Source organism: Rufibacter sp. JT20002 (assembly GCF_056491185.1).
In genome coordinates, this window is record NZ_JBSZJY010000001.1 from 2286847 (window position 1) to 2298050 (window position 11204).

Sequence of the window (11204 nt, forward strand, 5' to 3'; positions counted from 1 at the left end):
ACCACCAATATTTAAGTACAAGGCTCTATTCTATCTTTAGCCTATTTTCTACAAATCAGCTCTAAATGCATTTAATCTTTGAAGGTGATCCGGCTTAGGCGTAAACCTGCCGATGCTTTGGATGGTCTGTTCACGGCGGTAATGGTGCGCTCGTCTAGCCAAGTGGTAAAATCTTTGACAAAGGCCACTTGCTTGTCATTGGCTACGTTCAGGCCAACGGCCTTTGGTGCTTCTGAAGAGCCCGTTAACAGATGGATGGAACGGGTATAAAGATCTGTTTTGCCTTTGATGGTTTCCAAGGTAAGCAGCTGCAGACGGTTTCCAACCAAGTGCGCATTGTACGAGATGCCGGCAAAACCCTCGGCGGAAGGGGCTACCTGATCTTTGATGATGACCGAATTCCAGGTGGGGTGCAGGTATTCATCATAGGCAAACAAGAGAAGCTCCTTGGCGTGGTAATCACTGTTCTCGCCCCCCTCGGTGTACTTTTTCTCAGCCATTACCAGCGTCTGGCCTTCGGTGCTGATCAGGATATCAGAAAGATAGATGTCTTCCAGGCGTTTGGCCCCGGTGGCTTTGTTGAGCTTTTCGGTAAACTCGGGTGTAAACCGGAACTCGTCGGCGAATCGCATGTTACCGGCGGCGTAATCAAACCGTACCATTTTCAAGCTGTGGTACTCGCCTTTCTTTTCCTCGGCTACCAATACCGCCGCGTAAAGACTGCTGTCCTGGTGTAGCTGGAAGTGCGTGTCCATGACATACACCTTCTCTCCGTTGAACACTCCGCCCAGCATTACCTCCATCACTTTGATCTCATTGTCGCGGTTGTTGTAGCGGCGCACACTCAGGCGCATGGAGTTGTTGGTAAGAATGCTCACGAATTGGTTTCCGTGGTTATCAATTTGTACTTGGGCACTTACCTGAGGGCCCGCGCCGGCTAAATCATACGTTCTGTCCTTGATCTTGGTGAGGGAAGCGTCATAGACGGCTGCCTGGATAGAGCGGAGCTCCTCGTTTCTGGTGACAAAATGATGCATCACCAGTTTAGAACCATCGGCGGAGACGGCTACCCCCAGCCGCCGGCTTTTACTGGGAGCCTCCAGCAACTTACTGGTGCTGATTTCCTTGCCGGTGTTCACGTCAAATAATCTGCCGTAAAGGGCTTGGCTTCCCTGCTCGGCCTGTACTCTGTGGGTGATCAATAAAACCGTTTGCTTGTTCTGAGAAAAGGCTTCTACGGTTTCCTGGCCTAGGAGGGTGACTGGGGTGGTCCAGGCTGGCTTCAGGTCAGCGCCGTACCGGATTACGGAATACGTGTTGTCAGATTTCCGGCTGAGGATCACGAAATCGGTAGGGCTTACCTTAAAGGCCTTTTTAGGAATCCGTTGGTTGTACTGGTCTCCGGCAGCCTCTGGGGCGTAGGTGAAAGCCGCTGATTTTATTTTCTGGGCCTGTACCGGGCTTATCTGGGCAAGCAGACCTATCAACAGGAGGAAGGAGGAAAACAGGTATTTGGTACGCATAAAATTGTATTGAAATTTTTTACAATATACCGCTTAAAGCTGCTTCTATCATGTTTTGCGGAGAAGAACCTCACAGGAAAAATTCAATTACCAGAAAATGTTCTGCAAAATAATTGAATTAAGAATTTATAGAGTACCTTTGCAGCCGATTAAAAAAGACTGACAAACGGCAAATAATTCATTCAAATAAACAAATAGTTTAATTTTTTAATATAAAAAAATAGCTATACGAGTTATTATGAACCTGTGGATAACTTTTAGGACAAAAAGTGAACCCAGAAATAGTTAGCTCGTAAACCCCTAGGCTTGTCAAAATAGTGATAAGAAGAGAAGGACACTGCGCTGGAAATCTGTTGATAATTTGGTAACAAAAACATGATTTTCTGATGAAGGAACTTGGTGGCTGACACACGTACTTTGGCTTGAATAGTTATTGAAACACATTTAATAGTTCGCTTATGAAGTTTATTTTTAAGATGCTTTTTTTAGTGGGAATGATATTAGTTGGAAAATTTCTGAAAGAGGATTCAGCCAACGAAATCAGCAAGAAAGGGAATATCACAACTGAGGACGTTTATTCAATGAATATCCAGGAAACGACGCCTTTCACTCATCAAACCAAGAGTACAGCACAACCAATTAAAAAAGGAGATACTACCGCAGAAATTTCTACTTACTCACTCTATTAATATTTCTAAAAGATCCAGACTTAGGCTTAACTGATCCGGCTCCAGTTTACGGCGTTGGCACTCAGTGACCGGATGTGCCGCAACAGGTTGGCATGCTCCGGAAGGCTTAAGTCCGGATCTTTTTCTATGATCTGTAGGGCTGCATGACGGCTCTCTTTCAGGATTTTGGCATCTTTTGCTAAATCGGCGATCAAAAGATCCAGCACGCCGCTTTGCTGGGTGCCCATCAAGTCTCCCGGACCACGAAGCTTCAAGTCTATATCGGCAATCTCAAAGCCGTTGTTAGTGCGCACCATAGTTTCAATGCGCGTTTTCCCCTCTTTGCTCAGTTTGTAGCCCGTCATTAAGATGCAGTAACTTTGCTCAGCGCCCCGGCCAACGCGGCCCCGCAACTGGTGCAACTGGGCCAGGCCAAACCTTTCGGCGTTCTCAATTACCATCACGCTGGCGTTGGGCACGTTCACGCCTACCTCTATCACGGTGGTGGCCACCATAATGTGCGTCTCGTGCTTTACAAAGCGCTGCATCTCAAAGTCTTTGTCCTGCGGTTTCATCTTGCCGTGTACCATGCTTACCCGGTACTCTGGAAAGGCCCGGGTCACGCTTTCGTAACCGTCCATCAGGTCTTTGTACTCCAATCCTTCAGATTCTTCAATAAGCGGGTACACAATGTAGACTTGTCGACCCATTTTGATCTGCTCCCTGATGAACCCAAACACCTTGAGGCGGTTGCTGTCATAGCGGTGCACGGTGATGATCTCCTTACGGCCGGCGGGCAGCTCGTCAATCACGGAAACTTCCAGGTCGCCGTACAAAGTCATCGCCAGCGTACGGGGGATAGGGGTGGCCGTCATGACCAGCACGTGCGGGATGATGCGTGGGTTCTTCTGCCAAAGTTTAGAGCGCTGAGCCACCCCAAAACGGTGCTGCTCGTCTACAATGCACAAGCCCAGATTATGAAACTGCACCTCGTCTTCCAGCAGGGCGTGGGTGCCCACAATCATTTTCATCTCGCCGCTGCGCAGTTGCTCGTGCAATACCCGGCGGTCGGCTTTTTTGGTGGAGCCGGTAAGTTTGCCTAGTACAATGCCCAAGGCATCGGCGTATTTCTTGAGCCCTTGGTAATGCTGGTCTGCCAAGATCTCGGTGGGGGCCATGATGCAAGCCTGCGCCCCGTTGTCGGTGGCCAGGAGCATGGTTACAAATGCCACGATGGTCTTGCCGCTGCCCACATCGCCCTGCAGAAGACGGTTCATCTGCTTGCCCGAGTTTACATCCTGGTAAATCTCCCGCACTACCCGTTTCTGAGCATTGGTGAGATCAAAGGGCAAGTGGTTCTTGTAGAACTCGGTAAGCGTAGGTGTTTTGCTGAAGATCTGCCCAGCTAGTTCGGCTTTGCGCTTGGTGCGGGTGCGCAGCAGCTTGAGCTGGGTATAGAAAAGCTCCTCAAATTTCAACCGGAAGCGAGCCGCCTGCAGGGTGTCCCAGTCTTTAGGGAAATGGACTTGTTGCATGGCCTCGCGCTTAGATACCATCCGGTAGTGGTCTACCAGTTCTGGGGTAAGAGTTTCTGAAAGGTGCGTAGGTGATTGCTTCAACAGATCGGCCATCATCTTCCCGATGACCTTGCTGTCTACCCGGTGGTTCTTGAGTTTCTCGGTGGTGTGGTAAACGGGCTGCAGAAAGCTCTGGCCTTGCTTCACTTCGGTGGCCTCTTCCAACTCGGGGTGGGCCATGTTGAACTTGCCGTTAAACAAGCTAGGCTTCCCAAAGGCAATGTACTCCTGATTTACTTTCAGCTGCACGTTCAACCATTTCACGCCTTTAAACCAGACCAGTTCCATCTCGCCCGAGGGGTCTCTGATGATGGCTGATAGGCGCTGTTTCCGACCTTCGCCCAACAAGTTCTTCTCCAGAATACGGCCCTTGATCTGCACGTAGGGCATGTCCTCATTGAGGTCAGCGATGGCATGGAACTGCGTGCGGTCCATGTACCGGAAAGGGTAATGCTGGATGAGATCGCCGTAGGTGAAAATGCCTAGCTCGGTCTGCAACAACGTAGCGCGCTGCGGGCCAACCCCTTTCAGAAACTCAATTTTGGTATGGAAAAAGCCTGATGACACGTAATGGAGAAGCAGCCGTGTTTGGACCTGTTTTCCGGGAACATGCCCGGAAAAGGAAGGAAAGCCGCCCTGTAAAATTACACAAAAGATGGGAGGCAGGCTAATGAGATTAGCCTATTTCATCCCGATGTTAAGAGTACATTACTTGTTTGGACGAGGTGAAATTAGGTGTCTAAACATGTACCAAAGTATAGAGGATTTCGTATGTAGCTATATCTATTCACTAAAGAAAGGAGCTAACATCTGTGCTAGGCTGTTACTGGTTAACGGTAAGCACCTATCACGCTGGGCGAGCGTTAAGCCATGGAGTGGCAAGTAAGGAGCCTCGGTGTATACCGGGGCTTTTTTTGCCTGTTTTCTGGGAATCAGCTCACAAACGGTCTTCTCGCCCCAGCCGCAAGCAGTAAGAGGAACTCCATTGCGGAAGTTCCTCTTACTGGCAGTATGCCTTTGCTGAAGCGCTTAATTCCCCCTATTGGTGCTGTACCCGTAGAGAGAGAGTGATGGGCGCGTGGCAATGGTCCTTGTCTTTGATTTACAACACCACTTCAATAAACGGGTAGAAGTTTTCTACTTTCTGGGCCTTGAAACAATCGGCTACCAGAAAGGTAAGCCGGTAAATGCCTTTCTCTGATTTCTGGTAGTCCAGAAAGTCTTTGATGCGGTCTTCCCCGTTTGTGGTTTCAAACAGAGTTGGTCAAGTTCCTTAAATTCACTTGGGTCAGCGGTTCTGATGTGGTATGATGGGGAGATTATTTAAAGCTATGTAAGGGAAAGGCAGAATAAGTGACGTTGGGGTTGAGCCATAAGCTTAAAAGCAGGCAAGTCTTTCTTTATCCCGCATAGCCTTCTTGCGGCCGTGGTCGTATGTTACGGGAAGTTTCCAAGAGGCGCCGCCGCCTGCCTTCAACTACTAAACCCATGAAAATAGCAACCTACAATGTCAATGGAATACATGCCCGCTTGCCGGTTTTGCTACGCTGGCTACAGGAAACCGCGCCAGATGCGGTGTGTCTGCAGGAGTTGAAAACCCCTCAGGAAAAGTTTCCAGAACAGGCGTTGCTGGATATCGGCTATCAGGCTGTCTGGCACGGGCAGAAAAGCTGGAACGGTGTGGCAATCTTAGCGAAAGGGCAAAAACCGGAGGAGGTTGGCCGAGGGTTAGCCGGTGATCCCGAGGATGACCAAAGCCGCTACTTGGAAGCCAAGGTGAATGGGGTGTTGATAGGATGCCTATACCTACCCAACGGTAATCCGGCCCCCGGACCTAAATTCGATTACAAACTGCGGTGGTTTGATCGGTTTAAAACCCGTGCCGCCGAACTACTTGCCTCTGGCGCTCCCGTCGTACTGGCGGGCGATTACAACGTGATTCCTACTGAGCAAGACGCCTATAAGCCCGAGCGGTGGGTGGAAGACGCTCTGTTCAGGCCCGAGACCCGGGCTGCGTTTGAGGAGCTGAAAGCCCAAGGTTGGACTGATGCGCTCCGGCACCTGTATCCAACCCAGACCATCTATACTTTCTGGGATTACTTCCGGAATGCCTATGGCCGAAATGCCGGCCTCCGGATTGACCACTTGCTGCTAAGTCCACCGCTAATGGGTAGTCTGGTTTCCGCCGGGGTAGACCATGAGGTAAGAGGATGGGAGAAATCCAGTGACCACGGTCCGGTCTGGGTTGAGCTGAGTCTTTGAAAATCGGCTTATAAACAGAACAGGTTGCTTGATTGGTAAACTCCATCTCAAGCAACCCGTTGGGCATACAAAAAGTAACAGGTTCATTTCATTTTAGGCCTGTTTTCTAAGAAATGACCTGCAAACGGTGTCTTATTTTACCTGCGCAGTCCAGTGAAGGGTGTTCAGCAGGTGTACAGCGTCTTTCTTCAGGTACTCAATCACCGGGGCCAAAGAGTCGTTAGACGTGGCCGTCCGGAAGTAAAGTGCACCTCTGAAAAAGTGCTTCGTGCTATCGGTGAGGTAGAATTGGAACTGGCTGGGCACCTCGCCCTCTAGTTCAAAAACGCTGGCAGTAATGCCGGTTGGGGTCTTGATCTGGCTTTCCTCGATGGCGTAGGCCTTGATCTGGTGCCGTGAGGTGAGCTTACGGGCATCCTCTACCAAGCCGTTGAAAACCTTGGGGTCTTGGTTGAAGTTTTTGTACGTAATCTGAATATTGGCCTTGAAACGCGGGTAGTAGATGTCAATCCAATGCGGTTCGGCAATGCGCGAGGAATCTTTCAGTATCCTCGCGTAGACAGAATGCTCAAACGTGTAGGGGTGCTGCTCTTGTAACTGCGTGTACTGCGGATCGGGCAGGTCTATGCGGTTAAAGCCTTTGGGTTTAGGGGTGTAATCTTCGGCGCAGCCCGCCAGAAACAAAAAGCCACATACCAGGGCTGCAACATAGAAGAGGTTATTCTTTTTCATTATGCGATTGGGGGGCAGCCTCGTGCACCCGTACTTTCTTTATTTTTTTATTATCGGCGGCTTCAATACGGAAGAGGTAAGGCCCCAACTGTATCTCTTCGCCGGAATGCGGAATGCGGGAGAAAAGGCGCAACATCAGGCCTGCCACAGACTCCACGTCTCCTTTGATATCCTTGAGAAGCTCTGCCGGCGGATCTACTATTTTGCAGAAATCATGTAGCGAGGTGCGTCCTTCAAACAAGAACGTGTGTTCGTCCAGCTGCGTATAGTAGTGGTCTTCTTCCTCGTCCAGCTCGTCATGGATTTCGCCCACAATTTCCTCAATTACATCTTCTAAGGTGATAAGCCCGGTGGTTTCACCGTACTCGTTTACCACAATTGCCATGTGCACCCGACGCTCTTGGAACTCTCGCAGCAGTTCGTCTATTTTTTTGGTTTCCGGTACAAAGTAAGGGGTTCTGATCAGGTTTTGCCACACAAAATCTGGGGCAGCGTTCAGGTAGGGCAGCAAATCTTTCACGTACAGAATGCCGTCCAACTTGTCTAGCCCCTGAATGTAAACCGGAATGCGGGAATAGCCGCACTGGTGCACCTGTTTCAGAAGCGCCGGGAAAGGCAAACGCCGGTGCAATGCAATCACGTCTACCCTGGACCGCATGATCTGCTTAACGGTGATGGAGCTGAAGTTGACGATGGCTTTCAAAAGGCCTTTTTCCTGTGGGGAAGCCGGTTCGGTGGGTGCTTGTTCTAGGGAAAGCGACAGTTCTTCGGTAGGGGAGGGCGTGCCGAAAGCTACCCGGGTGCGGCCCACGATCTGCTGAAGAGGCAATACAAGGGCGGCAAAAGGAGCGCCAATTGTGTAAATGGCCCTTAATACGGAAACCATTACCGGAGTAGAAGAGGCTTCCTGCTTGTTTTGGCCCCATTTAGAGAAAAGCATCCTGAAAATCCCCAGTACGACAACCAATATTCCCAGGTACGCACCCGCTATTGGCCAGGCCGTAGACGTTTGGGGAAAGAGGTTCGCTAATAGCCAGAACCCGCAGATGCCCGCTAACAGGTACAGTGTTGAAGCCAAAAACACTCCGCCTAAAACCACCCTTTCTGGCTCTTCATAGAAAGAAGGCAATGAGGTTGTTTTATGACTAGAGGTAGAGTTGTGGCTGGTGCTTAGGAACTGTTGAAAGGCCGCTAAGGCTGCTGTGATGGTCAGGTTGCCGCATAAGAGCAGCGCAAAGAGGGCAAGAGGGAGAGCCCAATCCGTGGCAGGAGAAGCCGGAAGGGATAAAGTTAAGAGAGAGCCCCAACTGGAGGGCTCTCCTAATGGAGGTATACTTTCCAAAAGTTAAAATTTAATCCAACAATAGGTTAGAAAGGCAGATCGTCTGGTTCCTCGTCGTACGCTACAGACTTGGAGTTCCCGCCTTTGCTCTGGCCAGTGCTTCCACTGCTGGTATTTACGCTGGCAGAAGACGGTTCGTTGCTGTAGCTTCCGCCACCTTGCCCACCACCTTCAGGGCGTCCACCTAGCATGGTCATGTTATCGGCTACAATCTCAGTGCTGTACCGCTGAACACCATCCTTGTCCTGGTAGCTGTTCGTCCGGATCCTTCCCTCAATGTAAACCGACTGGCCTTTTTTTACATACTTTTCCGCCACCTCTGCCAGACCGCGCCATACCACAATGTTATGCCACTCGGTGCGCTCCTGGCGTTCGCCGTTCTTGTCTTTGAACGTTTCAGAAGTAGCCAAAGGGAAACGGGCTACTGCCACACCGCCTTCTAAGTGGCGCACTTCCGGGTCTTTGCCGAGGTTGCCGATTAGGATAACTTTATTAATGCTTGCCATAGATTAAAATCTGGTGGTTTAAAGTTGATTTAGCTTATAAAAATACTAAAAAAAATGCTCATTTAAAAAAGAATGTATCAAAATAGGCTTGGGAAGTTCTTCTATTTCGATAATAGAATATAGCTGTAAACCTATAGATTCTTCCGTTTCCTCCCTTAAACGGGAAGGAAGCGAAACCAGATGAAATTGGGCAAATAATTTCTGATGACTTAAAACATGTTTATAGACTTTGCCGGTGCTGTTCAGGAGAACGTCAGAAATGCCGAAGGTCTCGTGCACCAGTTTCTGGAAGAGCTCCGGGTCTGGATGTAGGGTATCGGTCTCCAGTGAAAAGAAGTCATACAAGCCCTGCCAAATATCATTGCCGGGGCGCTTTCTCAGGTAAATCTTGCCTTCGTGCTGCAAAACCAAATAATGGAAATAACGCTGCCGGCTGCTTTTGGCTTTTTCTTTTACGGGTAGCACGTTCACCATGCCGTGTTGAAAGGCAAAGCACTCTTGCTGTAAAGGACAGAACAAGCAGTCTGGTGCAACCGGAGTGCACTGGATGGCCCCAAATTCCATAATGGCCTGGTTGTAGGTGTCTGGGTTGTCAATGGGGATCTGCTGATTGGCTATTTCTTCAAATACCTTTTTGCTGGCCGGGGCGGCAATATTCTCATGCCGGCCAAACACCCGGGCCAGTACCCGGTACACGTTTCCGTCCAGCACCGCCACGGGTTCACGGTAGGCAAAGGATGCAATAGCGGCGGCGGTGTAGGAGCCAACTCCCTTTAGTTGAAGCAGTTCTGTGTAACTGCCAGGGAATTCCCCGTTAAATTCAGCCACCACCTGCTTGGCTGTGTAGTGCAGATTCCGGGCCCGGGAATAATACCCCAAGCCCTGCCAAAGGCGCAATACTTCATCTTCGGGGGCGTTTGCCAAGTCATGGACCGTGGGGAAACGCTCTATGAATTTAAGGTAGTACGGGAGCCCTTGCCTCACGCGCGTCTGCTGCAGAATAATCTCAGAAAGCCAGATTGCGTAAGGATTAGTAGTTTCGCGCCAAGGCAAAGGACGGCGGTGCCGGTGGTACCAATCTATAAGAGTATTACTAAATGAAGAAGGGGAGCTTGCCATGAAAAGGCTTTAACGTATTGGTTTGCTGTTCTTATGCAACGCTGGGTAGAACAGAATTTTTACATAAATTGTTTTACTTTCCGAAAAGGCGGACTACCTTTGTGCCCCGATTTCAGGGGTGCCGAAGAGATTCGGCATAACGTTTGTACAAACATATTCATCTTTACTCAATTACTTTAAAAGATTAAACAAGTGACTAAAGCAGAAGTTATATCAGAAATTGCGGATAAGACAGGGATTGAGAAATCTGATGTTGCGGCCACCGTTGAAGCGTTCTTCAAAGTGGTGAAGGATTCCATGGCCGATGGTAATAACATTTACGTGCGTGGCTTTGGAAGCTTTGTGAACAAGAAGCGCGCCAAGAAGGTAGCCCGCAATATCTCCAAAAACACCTCTATCATCATTGACGAGCACTTTATCCCTTCCTTTAAGCCGTCTAAGACGTTTGTTGCTAAGATCAAAAACAGCAAGAAAATCAAAGAAACGGTAGTTTCTTAGTTTTTTGTACCTTTGCAGCCTTAACTATTTGCTTCATAATAATTTCCGGATAACAAGTTTATGTCAAAAGGTCGGATAGCCCTCATTCTTTCTGCCGTGGTGCTGGCTGTTTTGATGGCGTTGTTACCGAAAGTAATTATCAATAAAGATAAGAAAGGCGAGTTTGCCGCTAACGGAGCCAATGCCAATGCAGCCCAGCCTGCCCATGACCCTAACCATGAGGGCCATGAAGACCACGCCGCAGAAGCCGCCGCTCCCGCAAATGCGCACGTTGCAGCTTCCCCCGCCCAGTTGAAAGAGATTGCCACCTTGCGCAATCAGTTCAACCGGGAAAGCAATGCACAGGCCAAAGGCAAACTGGCAGATGAACTGGCGCAGAAATACGCGGCCGTTGCCAAGCATGACAGCGCCGGTTATTTCTACGAGCAGGTAGCCCAGGTAAGACCAGGGGAGAAGAGTTTCCAGAAGGCGGCTGATCAATACTTTGAGGCCTTCACCTTTGCCGCTACGCAGGAACGCTCGCAGGAGCTGGGCGCAAAAGCGCAGGGGTTGTATGAGCTGGTGTTGAAAAACAACCCAACCAACCTGGATGCCAAAACCAACCTGGCCATGACCTACATCTCGGGCAGCACCCCAATGCGTGGTATCACCCTGTTGCGGGAAGTGATCTCTGCTGACCCTAAGAACGAGAAGGCCCTGTTCAACCTGGGCGTACTGTCTATCCAGTCTAATCAATATGACAAGGCGGTAGAACGGTTCCAGGAACTGCTGGCAGTTAGCCCTAACCACGTGGAGGGCACTTTTTACATGGGTGTGGCGTTAGCCGAGACAGGTAAAAAAGCTGAAGCGCAAAAAGCTTTCTTAAAGGTTAAGCAGATAAGCGATAATTCTGAGGTGCAAGCCTCCGTTGATAGTTACCTGAAGCGCCTGAATGGCGCTGAATAAAAGAAGAGTAAAAGAATTTTTTCACACATAAA

At 49.5% G+C, this 11204-nt stretch carries 10 protein-coding genes; 3 read left to right on the forward strand and 7 right to left on the reverse strand.

What is annotated here, in order from left to right; translation table 11 throughout:
- Nucleotides 1–71: 71 nt before the first annotated feature.
- The 3 genes from ACW9SV_RS09175 to ACW9SV_RS09185 all read right to left on the reverse strand — a co-directional run bounded on the left by ACW9SV_RS09175 (nt 72) and on the right by ACW9SV_RS09185 (nt 5026).
- The gene (locus ACW9SV_RS09175) at nt 72–1523 is read right to left on the reverse strand and encodes a hypothetical protein (RefSeq protein WP_479556438.1); all 1452 of its coding nucleotides are present in this window, start codon (nt 1521–1523) and stop codon (nt 72–74) included.
- A gap of 715 nt (nt 1524–2238) precedes the next feature.
- Nucleotides 2239–4335 (reverse strand): ATP-dependent DNA helicase RecG, encoded by a 2097-nt coding sequence (recG, locus tag ACW9SV_RS09180; RefSeq protein WP_479556439.1) that lies wholly within the window; start codon nt 4333–4335, stop codon nt 2239–2241.
- Between the two features lie 535 nt (nt 4336–4870).
- Nucleotides 4871–5026 (reverse strand): hydroxyisourate hydrolase, encoded by a 156-nt coding sequence (locus tag ACW9SV_RS09185; protein WP_479556523.1) that lies wholly within the window; start codon nt 5024–5026, stop codon nt 4871–4873.
- Nucleotides 5027–5256: 230 nt separating this feature from the next.
- Here ACW9SV_RS09185 and xth point away from each other — a divergent pair, with 230 nt between their 5' ends.
- On the forward strand, nt 5257–6030 hold the full coding sequence (xth, locus tag ACW9SV_RS09190) for an exodeoxyribonuclease III (protein ID WP_479556440.1): 774 nt from the start codon (nt 5257–5259) through the stop codon (nt 6028–6030).
- Nucleotides 6031–6162: 132 nt separating this feature from the next.
- Here the strand turns inward: xth and gldD are convergent, their stop codons facing one another.
- From gldD to mutY, 4 genes are read right to left on the reverse strand one after another with little or no spacing between them, the layout of a single operon-like run.
- On the reverse strand, nt 6163–6762 hold the full coding sequence (gldD, locus tag ACW9SV_RS09195; RefSeq protein WP_479556441.1) for a gliding motility lipoprotein GldD: 600 nt from the start codon (nt 6760–6762) through the stop codon (nt 6163–6165).
- Nucleotides 6749–8104: a transporter associated domain-containing protein gene (locus ACW9SV_RS09200; RefSeq protein WP_479556442.1), complete on the reverse strand. Its 1356-nt coding sequence runs from the start codon at nt 8102–8104 to the stop codon at nt 6749–6751. Before ACW9SV_RS09200 ends, gldD begins: the two co-directional genes overlap by 14 nt.
- Nucleotides 8105–8130: 26 nt before the next feature.
- Nucleotides 8131–8610 (reverse strand): single-stranded DNA-binding protein, encoded by a 480-nt coding sequence (locus ACW9SV_RS09205; RefSeq protein WP_479556443.1) that lies wholly within the window; start codon nt 8608–8610, stop codon nt 8131–8133.
- Between the two features lie 45 nt (nt 8611–8655).
- The gene (gene mutY / locus ACW9SV_RS09210; RefSeq protein ID WP_479556444.1) at nt 8656–9729 is read right to left on the reverse strand and encodes an A/G-specific adenine glycosylase; all 1074 of its coding nucleotides are present in this window, start codon (nt 9727–9729) and stop codon (nt 8656–8658) included.
- Nucleotides 9730–9921: 192 nt separating this feature from the next.
- Between mutY and ACW9SV_RS09215 the strand changes: the two genes are divergently transcribed.
- Complete coding sequence (locus tag ACW9SV_RS09215) at nt 9922–10227, forward strand: HU family DNA-binding protein (RefSeq protein WP_479556445.1); 306 nt, start codon at nt 9922–9924, stop codon at nt 10225–10227.
- A 60-nt stretch (nt 10228–10287) separates the two neighbouring features.
- Nucleotides 10288–11172 (forward strand): tetratricopeptide repeat protein, encoded by an 885-nt coding sequence (locus ACW9SV_RS09220; protein WP_479556446.1) that lies wholly within the window; start codon nt 10288–10290, stop codon nt 11170–11172.
- Nucleotides 11173–11204 lie beyond the last annotated feature (32 nt).